This window comes from Methyloversatilis discipulorum, assembly GCF_000527135.1.
GTDB lineage: Bacteria > Pseudomonadota > Gammaproteobacteria > Burkholderiales > Rhodocyclaceae > Methyloversatilis > Methyloversatilis discipulorum.
In genome coordinates this window covers 2,432,847-2,454,497 of the sequence record NZ_AZUP01000001.1, presented here as the reverse complement: position 1 = coordinate 2,454,497, position 21,651 = coordinate 2,432,847, and the positions used below count along the sequence as shown (strand labels likewise).

At 67.6% G+C, this 21,651-nt stretch carries 23 protein-coding genes; 13 read left to right on the top strand and 10 right to left on the bottom strand.

Annotated elements, in window-relative coordinates:
* Nucleotides 1-213 carry a hypothetical protein gene (locus tag METFAM1_RS0111415; protein WP_019915388.1) on the bottom strand — a complete coding sequence of 71 codons (213 nt, stop codon included), beginning with the start codon at nt 211-213 and terminating at the stop codon, nt 1-3.
* Nucleotides 210-977 (bottom strand): ParA family protein, encoded by a 768-nt coding sequence (locus METFAM1_RS0111410; protein WP_019915387.1) that lies wholly within the window; start codon nt 975-977, stop codon nt 210-212. The genes METFAM1_RS0111415 and METFAM1_RS0111410 overlap by 4 nt, the downstream gene beginning before the upstream one ends.
* Before the next feature lie 166 nt (nt 978-1,143).
* Here METFAM1_RS0111410 and METFAM1_RS0111405 point away from each other — a divergent pair, with 166 nt between their 5' ends.
* The 7 genes from METFAM1_RS0111405 (at nt 1,144) to METFAM1_RS0111375 (ending at nt 7,094) form a co-directional block, all read left to right on the top strand.
* Entirely contained in the window at nt 1,144-2,127 is a 984-nt protein-coding gene (locus METFAM1_RS0111405; RefSeq protein ID WP_024300648.1) for a quinone oxidoreductase family protein, read from the top strand.
* Nucleotides 2,128-2,171: 44 nt separating this feature from the next.
* Nucleotides 2,172-2,510: a hypothetical protein gene (locus METFAM1_RS0111400; RefSeq protein ID WP_019915385.1), complete on the top strand. Its 339-nt coding sequence runs from the start codon at nt 2,172-2,174 to the stop codon at nt 2,508-2,510.
* Nucleotides 2,511-2,543: 33 nt separating this feature from the next.
* The gene (locus tag METFAM1_RS0111395; protein ID WP_019915384.1) at nt 2,544-3,203 is read left to right on the top strand and encodes an SDR family NAD(P)-dependent oxidoreductase; all 660 of its coding nucleotides are present in this window, start codon (nt 2,544-2,546) and stop codon (nt 3,201-3,203) included.
* Complete coding sequence (locus METFAM1_RS0111390) at nt 3,200-3,841, top strand: nucleotide-binding protein (RefSeq protein ID WP_019915383.1); 642 nt, start codon at nt 3,200-3,202, stop codon at nt 3,839-3,841. Before METFAM1_RS0111395 ends, METFAM1_RS0111390 begins: the two co-directional genes overlap by 4 nt.
* Complete coding sequence (locus METFAM1_RS0111385; RefSeq protein WP_019915381.1) at nt 3,838-4,479, top strand: NADPH-dependent FMN reductase; 642 nt, start codon at nt 3,838-3,840, stop codon at nt 4,477-4,479. The genes METFAM1_RS0111390 and METFAM1_RS0111385 overlap by 4 nt, the downstream gene beginning before the upstream one ends.
* 37 nt (nt 4,480-4,516) lie before the next feature.
* On the top strand, nt 4,517-5,290 hold the full coding sequence (locus METFAM1_RS0111380) for a fumarylacetoacetate hydrolase family protein (protein WP_019915380.1): 774 nt from the start codon (nt 4,517-4,519) through the stop codon (nt 5,288-5,290).
* Between the two features lie 79 nt (nt 5,291-5,369).
* A complete protein-coding gene (locus tag METFAM1_RS0111375) occupies nt 5,370-7,094 on the top strand; it encodes a cation:proton antiporter domain-containing protein (protein ID WP_019915379.1) in 1,725 nt (574 codons plus the stop codon).
* Between the two features lie 18 nt (nt 7,095-7,112).
* Here METFAM1_RS0111375 and METFAM1_RS0111370 read toward each other — a convergent pair whose 3' ends face one another.
* Nucleotides 7,113-7,616: a hypothetical protein gene (locus METFAM1_RS0111370; protein WP_232419743.1), complete on the bottom strand. Its 504-nt coding sequence runs from the start codon at nt 7,614-7,616 to the stop codon at nt 7,113-7,115.
* A 125-nt stretch (nt 7,617-7,741) separates the two neighbouring features.
* On the opposite strand from METFAM1_RS0111370, the gene METFAM1_RS0111365 reads away from it, so the two are divergent.
* Nucleotides 7,742-8,569 carry an alpha/beta fold hydrolase gene (locus METFAM1_RS0111365; protein ID WP_019915377.1) on the top strand — a complete coding sequence of 276 codons (828 nt, stop codon included), beginning with the start codon at nt 7,742-7,744 and terminating at the stop codon, nt 8,567-8,569.
* A 42-nt stretch (nt 8,570-8,611) separates the two neighbouring features.
* Nucleotides 8,612-11,437: an autotransporter-associated beta strand repeat-containing protein gene (locus METFAM1_RS0111360; protein WP_019915376.1), complete on the top strand. Its 2,826-nt coding sequence runs from the start codon at nt 8,612-8,614 to the stop codon at nt 11,435-11,437.
* Here METFAM1_RS0111360 and METFAM1_RS0111355 read toward each other — a convergent pair whose 3' ends face one another.
* The 3 genes from METFAM1_RS0111355 to METFAM1_RS0111345 all read right to left on the bottom strand — a co-directional run bounded on the left by METFAM1_RS0111355 (nt 11,438) and on the right by METFAM1_RS0111345 (nt 15,382).
* On the bottom strand, nt 11,438-13,045 hold the full coding sequence (locus tag METFAM1_RS0111355) for a methyl-accepting chemotaxis protein (RefSeq protein WP_019915375.1): 1,608 nt from the start codon (nt 13,043-13,045) through the stop codon (nt 11,438-11,440). It abuts the gene before it with no gap.
* Nucleotides 13,046-13,158: 113 nt separating this feature from the next.
* A complete protein-coding gene (locus tag METFAM1_RS0111350) occupies nt 13,159-14,823 on the bottom strand; it encodes a TRAP transporter large permease (RefSeq protein ID WP_019915373.1) in 1,665 nt (554 codons plus the stop codon).
* 52 nt (nt 14,824-14,875) lie between these two features.
* Nucleotides 14,876-15,382, bottom strand: coding sequence for a TRAP transporter small permease subunit (locus METFAM1_RS0111345; RefSeq protein ID WP_019915372.1), 507 nt, complete (start codon nt 15,380-15,382; stop codon nt 14,876-14,878).
* A gap of 311 nt (nt 15,383-15,693) precedes the next feature.
* Here METFAM1_RS0111345 and METFAM1_RS0111340 point away from each other — a divergent pair, with 311 nt between their 5' ends.
* Nucleotides 15,694-16,338 carry a histidine phosphatase family protein gene (locus METFAM1_RS0111340; RefSeq protein ID WP_019915371.1) on the top strand — a complete coding sequence of 215 codons (645 nt, stop codon included), beginning with the start codon at nt 15,694-15,696 and terminating at the stop codon, nt 16,336-16,338.
* 211 nt (nt 16,339-16,549) lie between these two features.
* Here the strand turns inward: METFAM1_RS0111340 and METFAM1_RS0111335 are convergent, their stop codons facing one another.
* The 4 genes from METFAM1_RS0111335 to METFAM1_RS0111320 all read right to left on the bottom strand — a co-directional run bounded on the left by METFAM1_RS0111335 (nt 16,550) and on the right by METFAM1_RS0111320 (nt 19,594).
* A complete protein-coding gene (locus tag METFAM1_RS0111335; RefSeq protein WP_019915370.1) occupies nt 16,550-17,113 on the bottom strand; it encodes an antibiotic biosynthesis monooxygenase in 564 nt (187 codons plus the stop codon).
* Nucleotides 17,114-17,555: 442 nt separating this feature from the next.
* Complete coding sequence (locus METFAM1_RS0111330; protein ID WP_019915368.1) at nt 17,556-18,131, bottom strand: YceI family protein; 576 nt, start codon at nt 18,129-18,131, stop codon at nt 17,556-17,558.
* 54 nt (nt 18,132-18,185) lie between these two features.
* Nucleotides 18,186-18,773 (bottom strand): cytochrome b, encoded by a 588-nt coding sequence (locus METFAM1_RS0111325; RefSeq protein WP_019915366.1) that lies wholly within the window; start codon nt 18,771-18,773, stop codon nt 18,186-18,188.
* Entirely contained in the window at nt 18,770-19,594 is an 825-nt protein-coding gene (locus METFAM1_RS0111320; RefSeq protein WP_019915365.1) for a DODA-type extradiol aromatic ring-opening family dioxygenase, read from the bottom strand. The genes METFAM1_RS0111325 and METFAM1_RS0111320 overlap by 4 nt, the downstream gene beginning before the upstream one ends.
* A 95-nt stretch (nt 19,595-19,689) precedes the next feature.
* Here METFAM1_RS0111320 and METFAM1_RS0111315 point away from each other — a divergent pair, with 95 nt between their 5' ends.
* The 3 genes from METFAM1_RS0111315 to METFAM1_RS20880 all read left to right on the top strand — a co-directional run bounded on the left by METFAM1_RS0111315 (nt 19,690) and on the right by METFAM1_RS20880 (nt 21,539).
* The gene (locus METFAM1_RS0111315; protein WP_019915364.1) at nt 19,690-20,577 is read left to right on the top strand and encodes a LysR family transcriptional regulator; all 888 of its coding nucleotides are present in this window, start codon (nt 19,690-19,692) and stop codon (nt 20,575-20,577) included.
* Between the two features lie 217 nt (nt 20,578-20,794).
* Nucleotides 20,795-21,064, top strand: a complete 270-nt coding sequence (locus METFAM1_RS20885; RefSeq protein WP_157256619.1) for a hypothetical protein — start codon at nt 20,795-20,797, stop codon at nt 21,062-21,064.
* A gap of 19 nt (nt 21,065-21,083) precedes the next feature.
* Entirely contained in the window at nt 21,084-21,539 is a 456-nt protein-coding gene (locus METFAM1_RS20880) for a hypothetical protein (protein ID WP_157256618.1), read from the top strand.
* Nucleotides 21,540-21,651: the final 112 nt, after the last annotated feature.

Sequence of the window (21,651 nt, the reverse complement as noted above, 5' to 3'; positions counted from 1 at the left end):
TCAGTCACCGCCGCCACCGCCATCGCCACCACCTCCACCGCAATCGCTGCCGCCGTCGCCAACATCGGTGCAGCCCGAATCGTTGCTGCTGCCGGGGATGCCGCTGTTGTCCGCGTGCGCGTCATGCTGGCGCTCGCGTCGGCGGCGCAGACCGCCGGTCAGCAGCCATACCAGCGCCGCGATCGCGATCAGCGCGACGACGAATCCGCTCACGCGCCGTTCAGCAGCGTGTGAAGTGCGACGAATTCCTGCGCCAGCTTGTGCGACGGCGCGAAGTGGATCAGCGGCAGCGCCGCCTCGTGCGATTCCTTCACCTTGACTGACGGCGACAGCGTCGCGTCGAGCACTGGCAGGCCTTCGTCGCGCAGTTCCTGCACCACGCGCGCAGGCAGACTGGAGCGCGCCTGGTACTGGTTCACGACGATGCCTTCGAGCTTCAGCGCCTCGTTGTGGTCGGCGCGGATCTCTTCGATGTTGTCGATCAGCTGGTATAGCGCCTTGCGCGAGAACTCGTCGCAATCGAACGGAATCAGCACCGATTCGGCCGCGATCAGCGCGCAGCGCGAGTAGAAGTTCAGCGCCGGCGGCGTGTCGATATAGATGTGGTCGAACTGGTCCAGCGCTTCCAGCGCCTCGCGCAGCTTGTAGATCTTGTAGCGCGATTCCAGCTTGTTCTCGAGCTCGGCCAGCTTGGCGCTGGCGGTCATCACGGCGAGGCCCGGGTGGGCGGTGTCGGTGATGAATTCGGTGGTGTCCTTCGGCGTCAGCTTGAAGTTCAGGATCTGGTCGAAGAAGTCGGCGGCGCCCAGTTCGACGCTGTCCGCCGCCTTGCCCAGCAGGTAGTTGCTCGAATTGCCCTGCGTATCGAGGTCGATCACCAGCGTACGTTTGCCGCTTGCCGCGCTGATGGCGGCGAGATTGCAGGTGATGGTGGACTTGCCGACGCCACCTTTCTGGTTGAACACGACGCGACGCATGACGGACTCCCTGACCGAAAGAGGCATTCTGCCAAATCATTGGGTGCAGTGCACAATAAGCGTGCCGATTGCGGTCGTCGCGCGTGCGTGCCGCGACGCGAAGGGCAACAGACCCCGATCATGACCGGTAGAATTCCGCGCCAATCACCATGAGGGCAGGATGACCATGACGGATTTCGCTGTACGCATGCACCGCACCGGTGGCCCCGAAGTGTTGCAGTACGAGGCGGTCGAGCCGGGCGCACCGGGGCCGGGCGAAGCGCGCGTGCGCCAGCACGCGGTCGGCGTCAATTTCATCGACATCTACCACCGAAGCGGCCTCTATCCGGTACCGCTGCCGAGCGGACTGGGGCAGGAAGCGGCCGGCGTGGTCGAGGCGGTCGGTGCAGGCGTCAGCGAGGTCGCGGTCGGTGACCGCGTCGCCTACGCAGGCGGTCCGCTCGGCGCCTACGCCACGGCGCGCAACATCGCGGCCGACCGGCTGGTGCGCCTGCCGGATGGCATTTCCTTCGACACGGCTGCCGCGCTGATGCTCAAGGGGCTGACCGCACACTACCTGCTGCGCCGCACCTGCCGCGTCGAAGCCGGCGATGCGGTACTCATCCATGCCGCCGCCGGCGGTGTCGGCCTGATCGCCTGCCAGTGGGCACGCGCGCTCGGCGCCACCGTCATCGGCACCGTCAGCATGCCGGACAAGGCGGCGCTGGCGCAGGCCAACGGCTGCGAACACGTGCTGACCGGCGTCGCACCCGCCGATCTGCCGGCGCAGGTGCGCGCGCTGACCGGCGGCCGCGGCGTGCGCGTGGTCTATGACGGCATCGGCCGCGACACCTTCATGGCCTCGCTCGACTGCCTGCAGCCCATGGGCATGATGGTGAGCTATGGCAACGCGTCCGGTCCGGTCGCGCCGTTCGAACCCGGCATGCTGGCGCAGAAGGGCTCGCTCTTCCTGACCCGGCCGACGCTGTTCCATTACATCGCCGCCCGCGCCGACCTGGTCGCCGCGGCCGACGAACTGTTCGCCCGCGTGCTCGACGGCACGCTGCAGATCAACATTCAGCAGCGTCATGCGTTAGCCGACTGTGCCCGCGCGCATGAAGCACTGGCCGCGCGCCGCACGACCGGCTCGACCATCCTGTTGCCGCAGTGAAGCATCCGCTGCACCGGCGACACCCTCTTTCGGAGCGCTTTTCGATGAAGTTTCTGTTGTCGCTGCTCGCCTGCTGCTGCATCCTGTCTCCCGCCGCGGCGCAGACGCCGGCGCAGACGGCCTTTCTGAAGGCCGAAACCCGCCGCATCGACGAGCAGTTCGTGCGTCGCGTGGTCGACATCACGAAGTTGCCGGCAGCACAGGTGCGCGCCGCCATGCCGGCGGAAGGGCGCATCACCGAGCCGTCGGCGCGGGTGGCTGCCGGCATCGAGAAGCAGATGGGCGAGCCGCTGAGCGACGAACAGAAGCAGGCCATTGCGCAGGCGGACGAGGAACGTCGCAGCGCACTGGCCGCGGCACGTGCGGCAGCAAAGAACAAGTAAACACGCGGAAGCGCAGCAGGTCGGGAGAGAACTATGGGTTCGAAAGTGTGTGCCATCGTCGGCATGGGCTCGGGCGTCGGTGCGGCGGTGGCGCGGCGTTTCGCGGCCGAGGGCTATTGCGTGGCGATGATTTCCCGCGACGCCGGCAAACTCGAGCGCTATGAGCACGAACTGGCCGCGCGCGGCGTCACCGCGCAGGGCTTCGTGGTCGATGCCGGCAGCGACGAATCCATCGTTTCGGCCATCGAGAACATGCGGCAGGCGATGCCGCCGCCGGAAGTGCTCATCTTCAACGCCTCGGTGCCGCGCGAATGCGCGCCGTCGGTGCTCGACCCGGAAGCGCTGGCGTCCGACCTGCGCATCGGCGTGCTCGGCGCGCTGACCGCGGCGCGCGCGGTACTGCCGGCGATGCGAGCGACCGGACAGGGCAGCATCCTGTACACCGGTGGCGGCCTGGCGATGGAGCCGGTGGCCGCCGCCGCTTCGCTGTCGGTGCAGAAGGCGGCGCTGCGCAACCTCGTGTTCAGCCTGCACCAGGAACTGTCGCCGGCCGGTGTGCATGCCGCCATCGTCACCATCGCCGGCGTGCTGCGCGAGGGCAGCCTGCTCGACGCCGCCCGCGTGGCCGACGCGTTCTGGACGCTGCACGCGCAGCCGCCGGGCCAGTTTGCGCGCGAGATCGTATTGTCATGACGGAACGTGCGCTGCGCAGCGTGCTGATCGCCAACCCCAAGGGTGGCGCCGGCAAGAGCACGCTGGCCACCAATGTTGCCGGTCACTGGGCCACTCAGGGCGCGCGCGTCATGCTGGGCGACATCGATCGCCAGCAGTCGGCCCGTCACTGGCTGGGCATGCGTTCACCGTTGCTGGCGCCGATTTCCACATGGGAGCTGGAGCCGGAACAGCCGGCCCGGCCACCGCGTGGCACCACCCATGTCGTGCTCGACACGCCGGCCGGCCTGCGCGGCAAGCGGCTGGAAGTCATGCTGAAAATGGTCGACCGCGTGCTGATTCCGGTCCAGCCCTCCATCTTCGACATTCTCGCCACCGGCGACTTCCTGACCGAACTGGCCGAGCACAAGCGGGTCGCCGCGAACAAGGTGAAGATCGGCATCGTCGGCATGCGGGTCGACACCCGCACCCGCGCCGCGCACGAACTGGAGCGCTTCTGCGCCGGGCTCGAACTGCCGGTGCTGGCCTATCTGCGCAACTCGCAGCTGTACGTGCAGACGGCGGCGCACGGCATGAGCATTTTCGACCTGTCGCGATCGCGCGCGCAGACCGACCGCGAACAGTGGCAACCCATCATCGACTGGCTGGATTCCCCATGAACAACTCGACACGCAACAGCAAGAGCCTGGCCGTCGTTCGCGACAGTTCCGAGCTGGATGGCGCCAAGGCGCGCATCCTGGTGTTCGCCGGCAGCACGCGCGAGGCGTCGTTCAACCGCAAGCTGGCGATCGCCGCCGCGCGCGCGATCGAGGAGGCGGGCGGTGAGGCGACGCTGATGGATCTGCGCGACCATCCGCTGCCGCTGTACGACGGCGACCTCGAAGCGTCGGCCGGGCTGCCGCTGGGCGTGCGTCCGCTGAAGGAGCTGTTCAAGTCGCACGACGGCCTGTTCATCGCATCGCCGGAATACAACGGGTCGATGAGCGCCGTGCTCAAGAACACGCTGGACTGGGTGTCGCGCCCGGCCGGCGACGAGGCGGGCACCGTGCCCTACGCCAACAAGACGGTCGCACTGGGCGCTGCCTCGCCCGGCGCGCTCGGTGGCCTGCGCGGACTGGTGCATCTGCGCGCGGTACTGCAGTCGGTCGGCGCGCTGGTGCTGTCGGAGCAGATCGCGGTCGGCAATGCCGCGTCGGCCTTCACCGCCGAGGGCGGGCTGGCGGACGAGCGCATGCGGCAGATGCTGGAACGCATCGCGCTGCGTCTGGTCGATGTCGCCGCACGCCTGCGGGACTGAAGATTTTCACAACTACAAACACGAGCCTGGAAGAGACATGAAATACCTGCGCCTGCGCCACAACGGCGCCGAACGCCTGGGCCGCATCAATGGCGATGCGGTCGAACTGCTGTGCGGCGATCTGTTCGCCAACCCGGTACCGACCGGTGAGACCGTGCCGCTGGAGGGCATCGAGTGGCTGATGCCCTGCCTGCCGCCGAAGATGGTCATCATCGTGCACAACATCCGTGCCGCCGTGGAAAAGGCCGGTCACCCGATTCCGGAAGATCCGCTCTACCTGGTGCGCTCGCCGCAGGCGCTGAACTGGCACCAGCAGCCCATCCCGAAGCCGGCCGGTTTCGACGGTCGCGTGTTCTACGAAGGCGAACTCGGCGTCGTGGTCGGCAAGGTCGCGCGCAATCTGGACGAGGCACAGGCCGCCGACGCCATCTTCGGCTACACCTGCATCAACGACGTCAGCGCACTCGAGCTGGTGGACAGGAATCCGTCCTTCGGCCAATGGACGCGCGCCAAGAGCTTCGACGGCTTCGGCTGCTTCGGCCCGGTCATTTCGACCGATCCGCTGCCGGCCGATGCCGAAATCGTCACCACGGTCGGCGGCCGCGAGCGCCAGCGCTACCCGGTGAGCGACATGATCTTCAACCCGGTGCAGCTGGTGTCGCGCATTTCGCGCGACATGACGCTGATGCCCGGCGACGTGATCTGCTGCGGCACCTCGGTCGGCGTGCTGCCGATGAAGCCCGGCACCACGGTCGAGGTCACCGTCAGCGGCGTCGGCACGCTGAGCAACGTGTACGCCCCGACCGAGTAAGGCGGCCGCGGCATGAACAGCCGCGCGCCGACCGACCTGCGTCAATACGGCGGGCCGCGCGTCGAGGCATCCTGAAACCATGGACGCCCACGCCGGCCTGCCTCATCTGCAGCCCATCCTGCTCTTCCTCGCTATCGCCGGTCTGGTGATGCCGCTGCTCGCCCGCGCGCGGGTGAGCCAGGTGGTCGCCTTCCTGGTGATTGGCGCGCTGGTCGGGCCGAACGGCCTGGGCCGCATCGCGGCCGACCACGCCTGGCTGCGCGGGCTCACCATCGCCGACGGTGAGGGCGTGCGCGTACTGGCCGAACTGGGCGTGGTGTTCATGCTGTTCGTGATCGGTCTCGAACTGCCGGCGCGCCAGCTGTGGTCCTTGCGCCGCTGGGTGCTCGGTGTAGGCAGCGCGCAGTGGCTGGGCTGCGCCGCGCTGATCGGTGCGGTTGCGCTGGCCTTCGGTCACAGCGAGGAAACGGCAGTCGTTCTCGGCCTCGGTCTGGCGATGTCGTCGACCGCGGTGGTGATGCAGCTGCTGGCCGAATCAGGCCAGACCCGTTCCACCGTCGGCCGCATGAGTTTTGCGGTGCTGCTGCTGCAGGACATCGCCGTGGTGCCGCTGCTCATCCTGCTCGGTCTGATGGCGGGAGAGGGCGGCGGCGGCCACTTCCTGATGCTGATGCTGACTGCGCTGCTGAAGGCGGCCGCGGCGGTGGCCTTCATCCTGCTGGTCGGACGGCTGGTGCTGACGCCGCTGTTCCGTCGTGTGTCGGCGACCACCCAGGCCGACAGTTTCATGGCGCTGACGCTGTTCGCGACCCTCGGCGTGGCGGCGCTGACCGGCGCCGCCGGCCTGTCGATGGCGCTCGGCGCCTTCCTCGCCGGCCTGATGCTGGCCGAAACCGAGTACCGCCACGCGGCGCTGCTGGCCATCGAGCCCTTCAAGGGGCTGCTGATGGGCCTGTTCTTCGTGTCGGTCGGCATGAGCCTCGATCTGCTGCAGGTCGCCGGCGATGCCGGCTGGCTGATCGCCTCGGTGCTCGGTCTGTACGCGATCAAGAGCGCCACCATGTATGGCCTGTTCCGCCGCAGCGGCCTGAGCCGCGGCGAGGCGACCGAGGCGGCGCTGCTGCTCGGTCAGGCCGGCGAATTCGGCTTCATCGTCATCGGCGTGGCCATCGCGGGCGGCGTGCTGGCCGGCGCGGTCGGCAACTTCATGCTGCTGGTGGTCACGCTGAGCATGTTCCTGACGCCGCTGGCGGCGCGCGCCGGGCGCGCATTGCGGCAGAAGCTCGACGCCAGACGAGACGATGAAACAGCGTCGCAGCCGGGCGTCGATGTCGACGATGGCGTGGTCATCATCGCCGGCTTCGGTCGCGTCGGCCAGCTGGTGGCGCGTCTGCTCGACCGCGCCGACGTGCGCTGGGTGGCGATCGAGCGCCACGTCGCCGCGGCGGCCGAACATCACGCGCAGGGGCGGCCGGTCATCGTCGGCGACGCCGGCCGCCCGTCCCTGCTGCATCACCTCGGCGCAGGCCGCGCGCGCGCCATCGTCGTTACGATGGACGACACGGCGGCGGCCCGTCACGTGGTGCGCAGCCTGCGCGCGGAGTTTCCGGCGCTGCCGCTGATCGCCCGCGCGCGCGACGCCACGCACGCACGCGAACTGATGGAAGCGGGCGCCAGCGAAGTGATTCCCGAAGCGCTAGAAGCGGCGCTGCAGATGGGTGTGCACGTGCTCGACCGTGTCGGCGTCGATGCCGACACAGGCGAGCGCCTGATCAATGCGGAGCGAGCGGCCGGCGGCGCCTGAGCGCCGTCCGCCTCCGGCTCAGGGCTTGACGCCCGGCGGCAGTGCCGGCTTGCTCTCGGTGGCCGACGGCAACGGGTGGTCGTGACCTTCGATCGCCGGGTGTTCGTAGCCGGCATGCACCTTGTGCGTCGCCGTGGTCGCGCCCGGCGGCAATGCCGGGGTGTTCTCGACGGCAGTCGGCACATGCTGATCGTGACCTTCGACTGCGGGATGCTCCTGACCGGCATGCACCTTCTTCGTCTTCGTGCTGACACCCGGCGGCAGCGCAGGCGTGTTCTCGACCGCGGTCGGCACGTGCTGGTCATGCCCTTCGACCGCCGGATGCTCGTAGCCTGCGTGCACTTTCTTCGTCTGCGTACTGACGCCCGGCGGCAGCGCAGGCTTGGCGGCGACATTGGCCGGCTTCTTGCCCTTGACGGCCTCGGCCGGGTGGTCGGCGCCGGCGTGCTTGCCCGACGCGTCGGCCCATACCGGGCCGCTCATACAGAGGGAGAGCGCGATGACTGCCCATTCTCTTTTCATGATGTCTTCCTTCCGATTGGTGGGTTGTTTATAACCAGTCTGCGCTGGATTCCGCGCCGCAACATTGACATGACTCAAACGGCAGCAGGGAGCATTCTGCCGGCCAGCGTTATGCTTCCGATCCAATGAACATACCCTCTTCCCGGCTGCTTTTCCTGCACGCGAACGGCTACCCGGCTGGCGTCTATCGCGCCTTCCTCGAGCCGCTGGCGGCGCGCTGGACGGTCGATGCGATTGACGCGATCGGCACCGAAGCGCGGCACCGGCCCGGTCACGGCTGGCGGCGCATGCGGGTGCAGGTGATGGAGCGCATCGAGGCGCTGCCCGACGGGCCGCTGGTGCTGGTCGGCCACTCGATGGGCGGCTATCTGGCGGCGATGGCGGCAGCGCGGCTGCCGCAGCGGGTATCCCAGGTGGTGCTGATCGACTCGCCGATGGTGCTCGGCTGGCGGGCGACGCTGGTGTCGGCCGCCAAGGCGACCGGACTCACCTGGAAGCTCGGCCCGGCGCCGGTGGCAGCGCGTCGGCGCAACCACTGGGCGTCGCGCGAGGAAGCGCGCGCCCATCTGGGCAGCAAGGATTTCGTGCAGCGCTGGGCGCCCGGCGTGCTCGACGACTTCATCCGCGCCGGCCTGCACGAACATCCGGGCGGCGGCGTTACGCTGGCCATCCCGCGCGAAACCGAGCGCGACGTCTACGCGACCATCGCCCACCGCGACGCGCTGCTGGCGGTACGCCGGCTACGTGCCCGCGGCACGCCGGTCGGTTTCATCACCGGCAGTCATTCCGAAGAAACCCGCCTCGCCGGCCGCGAACAGAACCGCCGCTTCTGGGGCCGCGACTGGGTCGAACTGCCGACCGGCCATCTGGTGCCGATGGAGGCGCCGGAGGCGTGTGCGCGGGCGGTGTTGTCTTTCCTCGACAGGATTAATGCCGATGTCACGACGGGGTAATGCCGGCGCTTGAAATTGGCATCTTCGATTCTGGAGGATGTCATGAATTCGTTCCGGTTCACGCCCCATGCACTCGCTGCTGCCATTGCCATGGCGTGCACCGGCTTCGCCAGCCTCCCGGCACACGCGGGTCTGTACGACGGCGGCGCCGAGGCGGGCCTTGATGAGGCATTCACTGCATGGCAGCGCTTCGATTTCGAGCGGGCCCAGATACCTCTCTGGTGGGCGCCGGTCTCGGAAGAAGGACTCTGCGGCTGCACTTCCGGCTGGTGGGGCGTGGTCATCTCGACCGGCGGAGATTGGTACTCCGGTTGGAGTGGAACGGAGATCGGAGGGTATGGCTATGAGTTCCAGCTTCCGGTTCTGCAGACTGTCGATGCCGGAAGCGATGCCGAACTCGGTCCGCAGGGCGATGCCTTCGTCCTCGCGCGCCATAGCAAGCTGTTCGTAACCGCCAGCTTCGAAACCTTCCGCGATGTGGTGGTCGGTTCGACGACGCCGGGATACGGCAGGGCGGGCATCGATACCGATTCGTTCGACCTGGCCATACACGGGCGGCTGACGGTTTACGACCCGCTCGACAAACACGGAAGCGGGCGGCTCGATGTCACCTCCGGCCAGAATGTATGGAACGCGACACCACGGATTCATGAGGGCACGCTGGCCGGCAGCGTGTCGTCATTGCGCACTGATATCCAGCTGCGGGGTGGCCGCATCGAGTTCGTTCAGCGGGAGGACGCCACGTATGAGCACACCCTGTCGGGTCATGGCGACCTCATCAAGAGCGGTGAGGGCCGGCTGTCCCTGAACAGCGCCCAGACCTTCGCCGGGCTGCTCCGGATCGACGCCGGAACGCTCGCGTTCGGCAGCGGAGCCATGCTGGCACACGCCCTGGATGTCGAAGTCGCCGCCGGGGCGACACTGGATCTGTTGTCGACGACGGCACCACAAACCTTCCGGACCCTGAGTGGCGGCGGTCATGTGGTGCTGGGCGAGAGCGTGCTCGAACTGGCGTCCGGCAGCGATACCTGGACGCGCTTCGACGGCAGCATGTCGGGGCGCGGTACGCTGCGCGTCGGCGCCGGTGTCCTGCTGGACTTGAGCGGCGAACATCTGCAGGAGGGCGGCACTGAAGTGCGTGGTGCGCTTCGGGTTGCGAAGGATGTCTCACTCGGTGCCGTGGGCGCCGATCTCGTGCTGCGCGGTGGTCAGTTGCAGACGCTGGATGCGATGGAGCTGCAGCGCGGCGTTCATGTCGTCGAGCACGGAGAGATCCTCAGTGCGCCGGGGGCCCTGGTGATCCGCGGCGCGTTGAGTGGCACCGGTACGCTGAGCCACCGTGGCGCGGGCGATCTCGTGCTGGGCGCCGCAGGGGCTTTCGACGGACTGCTCGACGTGGTGGCTGGCAGACTGGTGTTCGACGGCGCAGGCAGTTCGGGCGAGCGCAGCAGGATAGCGCTGGGTGCCGGCACGATGCTGGACCTGAGCACGGCAGCTGGCGAGCGCACACTGACCGCGATCGACAGCGCTTACGACGACAGCGTGCTGCGTCTCGGGCGACACGCCCTTACGCTGAACGTCGACGACAGTTCGGCCTTTGCCGGACGCATTGAGGGTCACGGCGATCTGATCAAGACCGGCGGTGGAACCCTTGCCCTGAGCGGACAGAACTCGATGAGCGGCCGGATGAACGTGGCCGCCGGCGAACTGCTGCTTTCGCCGGGTGCCGCGGCGAAGGCGATCAGGAACGACGCCGTGGTCCGGATGATGGTCGACGGTGGCGCTCAGGCGTGGTCAGGCGAACTTTCCGGCAGCGGCCGCTTCGTCAAGGAGGGTGGTGGACTGCTGTGGTTGCGTGGCACCAACCGCCAGGCAAGCGTCGTGGTGCAGGAGGGCGCGCTGGTTGGTCGCAGCGCCACGCTTGGTGCCGACATCCAGGTCGCGAACGGCGCCAGTGTCGGGTTCTACATCGACGCCGACGAAACCCACACCGGCCACATCGGCGGTGCCGGGGTGATGTACGCCCACGGGCCCGGCGTGCTCACGCTGGCGGGTGAGTACACGCACACCGGCGGCACGTCGGTCGCCAATACTGTGCGCATCGATCATGACGCGCGGCTCGGCGACGTCGCCGGCGATCTGTTGCTGTCGGGAGGCACGGTGCAGGCGCTGGCCGACCTCGACCTGCAGCGCCGCGTGTTCATCGGTCCCGACGGCGGCAAGCTGGACAGCAATGGGTACGACATCGTGCTGTCCGGCGGCGTCGCCGGCCCGGGTGGGTTGACCAAGGCGGGCGAGGGGCGCGTCACCGTGGCTGGCCCTTACCGGGTGCAGGGGCTGACCAGCGTTCAGGGCGGGGAACTGGCGTTCGAGGGCGCGCTGGCCGGCAGTTTCGAGGTCATGGCCGGCGGGCGGCTGGTCGCAGACAGCTTCACCGGCGGTTCGATCGACGTGCATGCGGGCGGCGAACTGTGGCTGGGGAGTGACGCTGCACTGGAGCTCGACACCTTGCTGCTGGATGGCCGTCTGACCATTACCGGGCGCAACCTGGAGATCCCCGGAGGCATCGGCGACCGGCCGTTGCTGTCGGCCGCCTCGGTGATGCTCTCCGGAGCCGCGTGGCTCGACGTCGATCCTGCCCTGTTGTTGCCGGCAGGTGGGCGTATCGAGGTCATCCGTGCCGGTGAAGTCCGCGTGGCCGATGGCGGAACGCTGGCGCTCAGCGAGCGCCTCGTCGTCGCCGGCCATCGGCTGGAGGTGAGCGACGGCGCGCTGTTCCTGGTCGCCGCGCCGGTGCCCGAGCCGTCTTCCTGGGCCCTGCTGCTGGCCGGTTTCGGACTGCTGGGCTGGCGCGCGCGGCGACGCTGATCAGACGCGGAAGCGGGCGATGGTCGAATCGAGTTCGCTGGCCAGTGCGCTGAGCTGATGCACGGTCTGTTCGGCCGCCAGCACTGAGTGGTCGGATTCTTCGACCATGTGGGCGATACGTTCGACGTTGCTGGCGATGCTGTTGCTGGCCTGCGTCTGTTCCGCGGTGGCGTGGGCGACGCTGCGGATCTGGTGCAGCGCTTCGGTCGCACCGTCGTTGATGCTGCGCAGTGCGGCTGCGGCCTCGCCGGCCAGGGCCACGCCCTTCTGAATCTGCGGGCGCACCGCTTCCATGCTGTGCACGACGGCGTCGGTGTCGGTCTGGATCGCCGCGATGGTCTGCGCGATTTCGCCGGTCGCCTGCGTGGTGCGTTCGGCCAGCTTGCGCACTTCGTCGGCGACGACCGCGAAGCCGCGGCCCTGTTCGCCGGCACGTGCCGCCTCGATTGCCGCGTTGAGCGCCAGCAGATTGGTCTGTTCGGCAATTTCCTTGATGGTCTTGGCGATGCCGCTGATCTGGCGCGAGCGTTCGGCCAGTTCGCCGATGCGTTCCGATGCGTCGGTGACCTGCCGGGATACGTCCTCGATGGCGCCGGCGGCCGACTGCACCCGCTGTTCGCCGACGATGGCCAGTTCGGCCGAACGGCTGGAGTGGCTTTCAGAGTCGCGCGCGCTGTCGGCGATCTGGCTCACGCTGACCGTCATTTCCTCGATCGCTGCGGCGGTCGATGAGGTCGCGGACGACGACTGGCCGGAAGCCTCGCGGATCTGCTGCATGCGTCCGGCGATGTCCGAGGCCGCCGCGGTCAGCGACTTCGAACCCTGTTGGATGCCGCCTATCATGGTCTTCAGGCTGTCGCGCATGATGGACAGCGAATGCAGCAGACTGCCGTTGCGTGCGACGGGCATCGCCACGTCGAGTCGCCCGGCGGCGATTTCGGTGGCGGCCCGCATCGCCACCTCCGGTTCGCCGCCGATCTGCGCAAAGATGCGGCGCGACGCGGTGATGGTCAGTGCCACGGTGGCTGCGATCACCGCCAGCGCGATGAACAGCAGCTTCAGTGCGTAGGACTTGAAGGCCTGTTCGATGTCATCGACGAAGAAGCCGGTGCCCAGGGTCCACGCCCACGGCGCGAAATGGGTGACGCCGTTCATCTTCGGCAGCGCTTCGCTGCCGCCCGGCTTCTTTGCCGGCACGGTGACGAAGGCGGGGTCGGCCTTGGCCAGCGCTTCGCGGTAAACATCGGTATTGGTGCGGCCGTCGGGGGCCACGCCACCGTTGTCCTTCTGGCCAAGCTTTTCCTTGCGTACGTGGGCCAGCAGCACATCATCGGCGCTGCGCGCGAACATGTAGTGATCGTCGCTCTGCAGGCCGAGCAGGGCCTCGCGGGCGTGGGTCTGTGCCTGTTCGCGGGTCAGCGTGCCAGCCTTTTCCTGCTCGTGATAGCGCTGCAGGATGCCGGTGGACAGCTTGAGCAGCGTGACGATGCGCGCCTCGCGCTCCGCCATCATGGTCGAGCGGATTTCATTCAGTGCGATGCCGCCTATCAGCACCAGACCGATGGCGGAGCACGACACGATCAGTGCCAGGCGAGTGGATATCTTCACGGGAAAAGCCCTTCAGTTCGCTATGGACGAAGGGTTCACGACAGGACGCGGCATTACTTGACGCCGCAGCGGCGGCGCAGGACGGATTCCCGACGGACGGTACGGCTTCGCGCTCAGTCGCCGTCGGTCTGACCGGACAGGCGCTCCGCCCGCTCGATCGCCGCTTCGAGCGATGCGTCCGGGTGGTTGGCCGGCAGACGCGGCGTGCCGTCCGCACGTTCGTAGCCGTCGTCCATGTAGTCGCCGCTGCCGGCCGCCCGCGCCGGACCTCCGAGGTTGGCGGTGACCAGCTGAGGCACCGCCAGCACCAGCGCCACCATGACGATCTGGATGCCGACGAAAGGTACGGCGCCCCAGTAGATGTCGCGCGTTGGCAGCGTCTTCGGCGCCACCGAGCGCAGGTAGAACAGCGCGAAGCCGAAGGGCGGGTGCATGAAGGAGGTCTGCATGTTCACCGCCAGCAGCACGCCGAACCACACCAGGTCTATGCCCAGCTTCTCGGCCACCGGCGCCAGCAGCGGCACGATGATGAAAGCCAGTTCGAAGAAGTCGAGGAAGAAGGCGAGCACGAACACCAGCAGCATGACCGCGATCAGGAAGCCGGTCTGGCCGCCGGGCAGCGACAGCAGCAGGTGCTCGACCCACAGGTGGCCGTCGATGCCGTAGAAGGTGAGCGAGAACAGCCGGGCGCCGATCAGAATGAATAGCACGAAGCAGGTCAGCCGCACCGTGCGGTCGAGCGCCTGGTTCAGCAGTTCGCCGCTGAGCCGACGGCGCGCCAGCGCCATCAGCAGCGCACCGGCCGCGCCCATCGCGCCGCCTTCGGTCGGCGTCGCCAGGCCGAGGTAGATGGTGCCGAGCACGAGGAAGATGAGCGCCAGCGGCGGCATCAGCACGAAGGCGACGCGGCGCGCCAGATCCGGCAGCAGGTTCAGGCGCAGCAGGCGGTCGGCCAGCGCCAGCAGCCAGGCCACCGCGCCACCGGCGGTGACCGACAGCAAAGCGCGCGCGTCGGCGGCGTGCGCCTGCAGCGCCGGCAACTGGCTGGCGCCCACACCGGCCGCCAGCGCGACCGCGAACAGCGCCCAAACGCCGCGCCGCTCGGCGGCGTCGTGGTCGTCCGCCTCCGGCAGCGCGGGCGCGCGCTGCGGACTGAACCAGGCGACCGCCAGCACGTAGATCAGGTAGAAGCCGGTCAGCACCAGGCCGGGCAGCAGCGCCCCGCGATACATGTCGCCGACCGGCCGGTTCAGCTGGTCGGCCAGCACGATGAGCACCAGCGAAGGCGGAATGATCTGCGCCAGCGTGCCCGACGCGGCGATCACGCCGCTGGCCAGCCGCGCGTCGTAACCGGCGCGCAGCATGATGGGCAGCGAAATCAGCCCCATGGAAATGACCGACGCCGCGACCACGCCGGTGGTGGCCGCCAGCATCGCGCCGACCAGTACCACCGCCACCGCCAGCCCGCCGCGCAGCGTGCCGAACAGCCGGCCGACGGTATCGAGCAGGTCCTCGGCCATGCCGGAGCGTTCGAGCAGCAGGCCCATGAAGGTGAAGAAGGGGATCGCGAGCAGCGTGTCGTTGCTCATGACGCCGAACACGCGGTCCGGCATCGCCTGCACCAGCGACGCCGACAGCAGGCCGAGTTCGATACCGATCAGCCCGAACACGATGCCGCAGGTGGCGAGCGCGAACGCCACTGGCGCCCCCGACAGCAGGAACAGGATCATCGCGAAGAACATGACCGGGGCCAGATTGGCGGCCAGCCAGGCGGTCATTGGACGCCCCTCTGCTCGCAGCGTGACCGGCGCGCAGCCCGTGCGACGGCGTTCACGCGTCGGTCTCCGCCAGCGCGGCGATCCGGCGCACGATCAGCGCCAGCGCCTGCAGTGTCAGCAGCGCAAAGCCGGCCGGCACCAGGATGCGCGCCGGCCACAGCGGCAGGCCGCCGGCGCTGGCCGACACTTCATTGCTGATCCACGAGGACAGGAACCAGGGCCAGGACAGCCACAGCATCAGCAGGCATACCGGCAGCACGGTCAGCGCGAGCGCGGCGATGTCGGCTTTCAGCTTTCCGCGCGGCGACAGGCGCGCGGTGAGCAGATCGATGCGCACGTGCTCGTCCAGCTTCAGCACGCGACCGGCGCCGAGCAGGAAGGCGGCCGACACCAGATACCACTGCGCCTCCAGCAGCGCATTCGAGCCGGCGTCGAACTTGCGCGCCAGCGCATTGCCTACCGCCAGCAGCACCGCCGCCAGCACGGTCCACGGCAGCACGCGGCCGCAGGCCTCGTTCAGTCGGTCGGTCAGATCGGCGAGCGTCAGCAGGGCGCGCATGGCGTCGGGGTGGAGGTGAAGGCGCGATGGTAACCGCTGGCGGCGCTTTGGCGCGTGTGTGCTGGGGTTGGGGGCGGCAGCCACGACGCATTGTGGGAGCGGTCTTCTGACCGCGACGCGGCCGCGGCAGTCCGCGGGCTTCGATTCAGGCCGCAGTCGGGGTCAGAAGACCCCTCCAACAGAACCCGGACTCAGGCTTCGCCCCTTGATGGGGCGCAGCGTCTCTGAGGCAGCGGCCTTGGCCGCGACGCGGCCGCTGAACGGAGCAGCTGCCGACGCCCTACAATATTGCATCGCACAAGGATCGCTCCATGACCGCCACCACCCGCATCTGCCTGGTCCGCCACGGCGAAACCACCTGGAACGTCGATCGGCGCGTGCAGGGCCAGATCGACATTCCGCTGAACGAACGCGGCCTGCTGCAGGCGCAGGCCACGGCGCAGGCGCTGCTGGCAGAGCGCATCGACACGCTCTACGGCTCGGACCTCGGCCGTGCATGGGTGACCGCCGGTCGTATCGCGGTGCCGCGCGGCCAGCCGGTCATGCCGGAGCCGGCGCTGCGCGAGCGCCATTACGGCGCCTTCCAGGGGCTGACCTACGCCGAGGCGCGCGAGCGCCATCCGGAGGACTTCCACCGCTTCGAGGCGCGCGATCCGGCGGCGCAGTTTCCCGGCGGCAGCGGCGAAAGCCTAATCCAGTTCGACGCCCGCATCTGGGGCCTGGTCGAGGCGCTGCGCGCCCGCCACGCCGGCCACACGGTGCTGCTGGTGACGCACGGCGGCGTGCTCGACATCGTCGCCCGTCGCGTGCGCGACCTGCCGCTCACCGGCAAGCGCGACTTCGACATTGCCAACTGCGCGCTGAACTGGATCGCGCACGACGCCAGCGGCTGGCGCATCGAGCGCTGGGGCGACCAGACCCACCTCGACGGCGCGCTGGACGAGTTGCCGGCGTAAGCGGCGCGGCGTTGCAAGCCACCGGCTTCGATCCACCCCGCAATCGCGAGCAAGCTCGCTCTCACCAGAGCCCCGCTCCGACAGTGATCTGGGACTGCTTTCGTGGGAGCGACCTCTGGTCGCGATGGGGCTTCGGCAGGCCGCTGGCTCCGTTCTACGCCGCAATCGCGAGCAAGCTCCCACAAGGCCGTGCGCCGCTCGACAACGGACGCTATCTGCCCGCCGCCGGATTCAGGAAGCCGCGCATCAGCCGCGTCAGCCGCGGCATCACCACCCAGGTCATCGTGATGACGATCAGCGCGGTGAGCAGCGCGACCCGCGGCAGGAAGGGCAGCGGCGTAAGCCAGGGCGCCACCAGCCAGAGGAAGAGCGACACCGTCGGGAAGATGCCCATCCAGGTCACCAGCGCCATGCGTGCGCGCGGCGGGTGAGCCGACGGCGCCACCACCTGCGGACCGAACCACGCTTCAAGCCCGGTCACCACGCGGTATTCAGGTTCGTTCTCGCCAGCCGCGCACAGCCGCGGCTGCAGCGCCGCACGCGCGGGGCTCTCGTCCCAGGCTTTAAGATCCGCCTCCGAGCGGAAATGCGCGATCACCTGGTAGTCACCGCCCGGCTGCTCGGGCGTGATCATCTGCGCGCCGAGAAAGCCGGGTGCTTGACGCATGGCCTCGAACATTTCGCGGATCAGCGCTTCGTATTCGACCTCGAACCCGACCCGTGCCCGGCGGCGGGCGATGCGGGTGACATGGGCTTTCGGTGGTGCGGCGCTCATGATGATCTCCGTTATCGGTATGACGTTTGACAGCAAACCGTGGCGCAGATGACTCTACCCTGTGGGCGCGCCCCTGGCCGCGACAGTGCCTACAGGTAACCGCCGCTGTCGGGGTCAGAAGACCCCTCCCACAGAACCCCGGCTCAGGCTCGGGTCGTGGATCAGGCGCACTACCCCTGTAGGAGCGGTCTTCTGACCGCGACGCGGCCGTTGCAGCCCGCAGGCTTCGATCCAGGCCGCAGTCGGGGCCAGAAGACCCCTCCCACAGAACCCAGGCGCAGACTCGGGTAGTGGATCAGGCGCACCACCCCTGTGGGAGCGGTCTTCTGACCGCGACGCAGCCGTTGCGGTCCGCAGGCTACGATTCAGGCTGCTGCCGGGGCCGGAGGACCTCTCCCACAGAAACCCGCCCCGGCCGCAGCTCGGGCGCATCTCCCGCCGATTATTCCTTGATCGCCTCGACCGCGATGTCGATGGTCACGTCATCGCCCACGTTCGGCGCGTACTTGCCCATGTTGAAGTCGGTGCGCTTGACGGTGACCGTGGCGTTGGCGCCGATGGCGTCCTTCTTGGTCATCGGGTGCGGCATCGAGTGGAAGCTGGTCACCTTGAGCGTCACCGGCTTGCTCACGCCCTTCAGCGTCAGCGTGCCGTCGACCGCGACCGGCTTGTCGCCGTCGAACACCACCTTGGTCGACTTGAAAGTGGCGGTCGGGTAGCGGGCGGTATCGAGGAAGTCCTCGGCCTGGATGTGCTCGTTGAACAGCGTCGAACCGGTGCTCACCGACTTCGTGTCGATGGTGATGTCCACCGCGCCGGTCTTCGCCGCGCGGTCCAGCGTGATCGTGCCGCTGGTCTTGTCGAAGCGGCTCAGCTGGGTCGAGTAGCCGAAGTGGCTGTACGAGAAGCGCGGGAAACTGTGGTTCGGGTCGAGCTTGAAGGTTTCCGGCGCGGCCAGCGCGGGGGCGGCGACAGCGGCGAGGGCGAGCGAGGCGATGAGGGCTTTCAGTGAGGTCATGGCGGTTCTCCGGTTTGGGTACATCTATATATATGCAGCGAGGGTGAGGGCGGCTCAGCCGCCGGAAGTCATCTTCACCAGCGTGCGGTCACGCAGGACGAAGTGGTGGTACAGCGCGGCGCCGGCGTGGCCCAGTACGAGCAGCCAGATCAGCCAGGCGCCGAGCACATCCTTGTGGATGAAATCGATCGGTTTCTCGAAGGTCTTGAAATCAAGCCCCAGACCTTCGGCCACCACGCTCTGGAATAGCGCTGTGTTCTCGAACTTCGGAATCTCGAACAGGAAGAAGAAATCGGTATTCACGCCGGTGCCGAGGTAGCCGGTGATGGGCGCGACGATCATCACCGCGTACAGCGCCAGATGGCCCAGGTGGGCGGCGCGGTGCGCCAGCGGCGTGCCCGGTTCGTCGGCCGGCGCGCGGTTCATCAGGCGCCAGATCACGCGCAGCGCCACGATGACGGCGATGCTCACGCCGACCGACAGGTGGATCTGCAGCGCCGTCATGTTTTCCGGCGTCTGCTTCTCGGTGAACCACTGGCGGTAGTAGACCGACACATAGGCGGCGAGAAAGAGCGCGGCGGTTGCCCAATGGAACCATTTGGCGATGCGGCCGTAGTTGGCGGCAGTGTTCTTCAGGCTCATTGCAGCGCTCCTCGATCAGGGGTGAAGGCCCAGGCGTCCATCGCCAGCACATAGTCGTCGATGCCGGCGTGGAAGCGCTCGGCGGTCGCTCCTTCGCCCGCCGCACCGAGTGCGACGAAGAAGGGCAGCAGGTGCTCCTCGCTCGGGTGGGCACGCACGGCGTCCGGCGCGCGCCGGCGGTAGTCGAGCAGCGCCTCGGTGTCACCGGCGGCCAGCCGCGCGGCGAACCAGTCGGCGAAGGCGCGCACATAGGCGGGCGTGCGGCCGTCGCCGTGGGCGACGATCTGCCAGTCGCGCAGGTTGTGCGTCAGGTTGCCGGAGCCGAGCACGCGCAGACCCTGCGCGGCCAGCGGCGCCAGCGCCCGGCCCAGCCGGTACGCGCCTTCGGCGCCGCCGCGGCTCTGCAGCGACAGCGGAATCACCGGCACGTCGGCGTCCGGGTACATCAGGCGCAGCGGCACCCAGGCGCCGTGATCGAGACCACGCTCGGCGTCGAGCTGCACCGGCAGGCCGGCGTCCTCGATGGCCGAGGCGACGATGCCCGCCAGTTCGCGGCAGCCGGTCGCCGGGTAGCGGATCGCGTACAGCTCGGGCGGGAAGCCGTAGAAATCGTGGATGGTGTCCAGCCTGTCGGCCGTGCCGACCGTGGGCACGGCGCTGTCCCAGTGCGCGCTGACCGCGACGATGGCGCGCGGCCGCGGCAGCAGGTCGGCCTTCGCCTTCAGCGCTGCGCCGGCCGCGCCCGGGCGCAGCGCGAAGGTCGGCGCGCCGTGCGGTACGAAGAGACTGGCGGGGTAGGTGTGCGGTGCGGCGGTGCTCATGGCAGGCATCCGTGATTCGATGACTGCAGCTTAGTCATTCCGGCTTGTCCGAAATAGACGACAATCTGCAAATACTCGTTGCCGGAATTGCAACAATGGACCGTCTCGACGCCATGCAACTTTTCGTTCGCGTGACCGAACTGGGCAGCTTTTCCGCCGTCGCCCAGCAGATGGGTGTTGCCCGCTCGGTGGTCACCCGGCAGATTGCCGCGCTCGAAGCCCACCTTGGCGCCAAGCTGCTGGCGCGCAGCACGCGCCGGCTGTCGCTCACCTCGGCCGGCACCGCCTATCTGGAAAAGTGCCGCGTCATCCTGAATCTGGTCGAAGCCGCCGAAACCGGCATCGCCGAAGAGCGGCAGACCCCGCGCGGCCCGATCCGCCTCGGCGCGCCGCTGAGCTATGGCCTGAAGCGCCTGTCGCCGCTGCTGCTCGACTTCGCCGAGCGCTATCCCGAAGTCACGCTCGACATCGACTACAACGACCGCCGCGTGAACCTGATCGAAGAGGGCATGGACCTCGCCATCCGCGTCACCGCGAAGCTCGACCCCGCCACCGTCGCCCGCCGCATCGGCACGAGCCGCCTGATCGCGGTCGCCTCACCCGACTACCTCGCCCGCCACGGCACCCCGGCCACGCCCGAAGACCTGGCGAACCACGCCTGCCTCGGCTACACCGCCGTCGCCACCCAGCCGAGCTGGACCTTCACCACGCCCGACGGCCGCACGGTCACCGTGCCCCTGCGCAGCCCGCTCACCGCCAGCAACGGCGACGTCCTGACCGAAGCCGCCGCCCGCGGCATGGGCCTCACCTGCCAGCCCGATTTCATCCTCGACCCCTGGCTGGCCGACGGCCGCCTTGTTCCGGTGCTCACCGACTGCGCGACGCCCGAACTGGGCGTGTACGCCGTGCTGCCGGGCAACCGGCACGTGCCGCACCGGGTAAGGGTACTGATGGACTGGCTGGCCGAAAGGCTGATGGCATAGTTGGAGGCAGCCTGTTCGGGTACATTCCGGACGACCCCTTCGGCTACAGGGAAGGGGTGAGGTTTTTTGTCGTTGTTTAATACTGTATGGATGTCGGAATGACGCACCGAAAAGCCCCACCGCAAGCCGTTTCAGAACGATCACGTCCGCCTGTTTACCCGGCGGCGTCCGTAGTTATGGCGCAGAATTGCGCCAGAAAACAAAGTTAGGTGTAGGCATGGACCCGATAGATCCCGATGACGAAATCGCAAAAGGCAGAATTGCTCTTTGGCTTTCCCCAGAGCAAATCGCATTTATCGCTAATGAATGGCGAAAAATACCCAACGATGCGCCGCCGGAAGTGAGCGAATGCTGGAGCGATATCGCCTTTAGATCAATGGCTGCGCTGCATAAGGCGGGCGTTACGTATGAGCCGTTGTTTCCTGACGAAGGTGATGCGTACCACCTAACTACTCACTGCAGCGGACCCGCTAAAGCGGGCCGCTGAGTTCAAACGTTAGGCGTCTATGTCGCATATCGAAGAACTTCAGCAAGTTCTGCTGCTGGACGAAGAGCAGTACTACTCTGAAGACAGATTCATTGAAGTCGAAGAGCTGATTGAAAGGCTGTCCGAAAAAGACGTTCCGGCGCTGCTGCACGCGTGGTCAACACAGACTCGTAGCTGGCGCGAGCGGTTTGTGCATGCAAGCAGAAGGATTGACCGTGTCGTTGTTGAAGCTCTTTTGAGAGAAGCAACTGCGAGAAGCTCTGAGCCCGATCTGGTTCTGTCACTCATGACAAATCTTCCGCGCGTCGCAGAAGAGTCAGAACTCAATACTCTTCTTGTGCAGTACTTAGCTGCTGTATGGGCCGATCATCCAAACCTTCATCGTCAAATCCAAATGTGCTCTTGGAGCTGCGGCCTATCTCGTCGAATTCTCACTGCCCTTGGGTACAAATCATGGAAGGAAGCAGGTCTATGAGCCAAAGGCCCGAGACGCCTAACCCTTCCATCGAGAGGACGTGCCCCGGCAAGCCGGGTCACGCCTCTCATGTCAAACGTTGGGCAGCAGGAAGATGAACTTACTCTTGACG

What these genes read in the sequence shown, in the direction of transcription:
- METFAM1_RS0111410 (WP_019915387.1), bottom strand. Translation starts at nt 977, where the DNA reads ATGCGTCGCGTCGTGTTCAACCAGAAAGGTGGCGTCGGCAAGTCCACC.
- METFAM1_RS0111405 (WP_024300648.1), top strand. Translation starts at nt 1,144, where the DNA reads ATGACGGATTTCGCTGTACGCATGCACCGCACCGGTGGCCCCGAAGTG.
- METFAM1_RS0111400 (WP_019915385.1), top strand. Translation starts at nt 2,172, where the DNA reads ATGAAGTTTCTGTTGTCGCTGCTCGCCTGCTGCTGCATCCTGTCTCCC.
- METFAM1_RS0111395 (WP_019915384.1), top strand. Translation starts at nt 2,544, where the DNA reads ATGGGTTCGAAAGTGTGTGCCATCGTCGGCATGGGCTCGGGCGTCGGT.
- METFAM1_RS0111390 (WP_019915383.1), top strand. Translation starts at nt 3,200, where the DNA reads ATGACGGAACGTGCGCTGCGCAGCGTGCTGATCGCCAACCCCAAGGGT.
- METFAM1_RS0111385 (WP_019915381.1), top strand. Translation starts at nt 3,838, where the DNA reads ATGAACAACTCGACACGCAACAGCAAGAGCCTGGCCGTCGTTCGCGAC.
- METFAM1_RS0111380 (WP_019915380.1), top strand. Translation starts at nt 4,517, where the DNA reads ATGAAATACCTGCGCCTGCGCCACAACGGCGCCGAACGCCTGGGCCGC.
- METFAM1_RS0111375 (WP_019915379.1), top strand. Translation starts at nt 5,370, where the DNA reads ATGGACGCCCACGCCGGCCTGCCTCATCTGCAGCCCATCCTGCTCTTC.
- METFAM1_RS0111370 (WP_232419743.1), bottom strand. Translation starts at nt 7,616, where the DNA reads ATGAAAAGAGAATGGGCAGTCATCGCGCTCTCCCTCTGTATGAGCGGC.
- METFAM1_RS0111365 (WP_019915377.1), top strand. Translation starts at nt 7,742, where the DNA reads ATGAACATACCCTCTTCCCGGCTGCTTTTCCTGCACGCGAACGGCTAC.
- METFAM1_RS0111360 (WP_019915376.1), top strand. Translation starts at nt 8,612, where the DNA reads ATGAATTCGTTCCGGTTCACGCCCCATGCACTCGCTGCTGCCATTGCC.
- METFAM1_RS0111350 (WP_019915373.1), bottom strand. Translation starts at nt 14,823, where the DNA reads ATGACCGCCTGGCTGGCCGCCAATCTGGCCCCGGTCATGTTCTTCGCG.
- METFAM1_RS0111345 (WP_019915372.1), bottom strand. Translation starts at nt 15,382, where the DNA reads ATGCGCGCCCTGCTGACGCTCGCCGATCTGACCGACCGACTGAACGAG.
- METFAM1_RS0111340 (WP_019915371.1), top strand. Translation starts at nt 15,694, where the DNA reads ATGACCGCCACCACCCGCATCTGCCTGGTCCGCCACGGCGAAACCACC.
- METFAM1_RS0111335 (WP_019915370.1), bottom strand. Translation starts at nt 17,113, where the DNA reads ATGAGCGCCGCACCACCGAAAGCCCATGTCACCCGCATCGCCCGCCGC.
- METFAM1_RS0111330 (WP_019915368.1), bottom strand. Translation starts at nt 18,131, where the DNA reads ATGACCTCACTGAAAGCCCTCATCGCCTCGCTCGCCCTCGCCGCTGTC.
- METFAM1_RS0111325 (WP_019915366.1), bottom strand. Translation starts at nt 18,773, where the DNA reads ATGAGCCTGAAGAACACTGCCGCCAACTACGGCCGCATCGCCAAATGG.
- METFAM1_RS0111320 (WP_019915365.1), bottom strand. Translation starts at nt 19,594, where the DNA reads ATGAGCACCGCCGCACCGCACACCTACCCCGCCAGTCTCTTCGTACCG.
- METFAM1_RS0111315 (WP_019915364.1), top strand. Translation starts at nt 19,690, where the DNA reads ATGGACCGTCTCGACGCCATGCAACTTTTCGTTCGCGTGACCGAACTG.
- METFAM1_RS20885 (WP_157256619.1), top strand. Translation starts at nt 20,795, where the DNA reads ATGGACCCGATAGATCCCGATGACGAAATCGCAAAAGGCAGAATTGCT.
- METFAM1_RS20880 (WP_157256618.1), top strand. Translation starts at nt 21,084, where the DNA reads ATGTCGCATATCGAAGAACTTCAGCAAGTTCTGCTGCTGGACGAAGAG.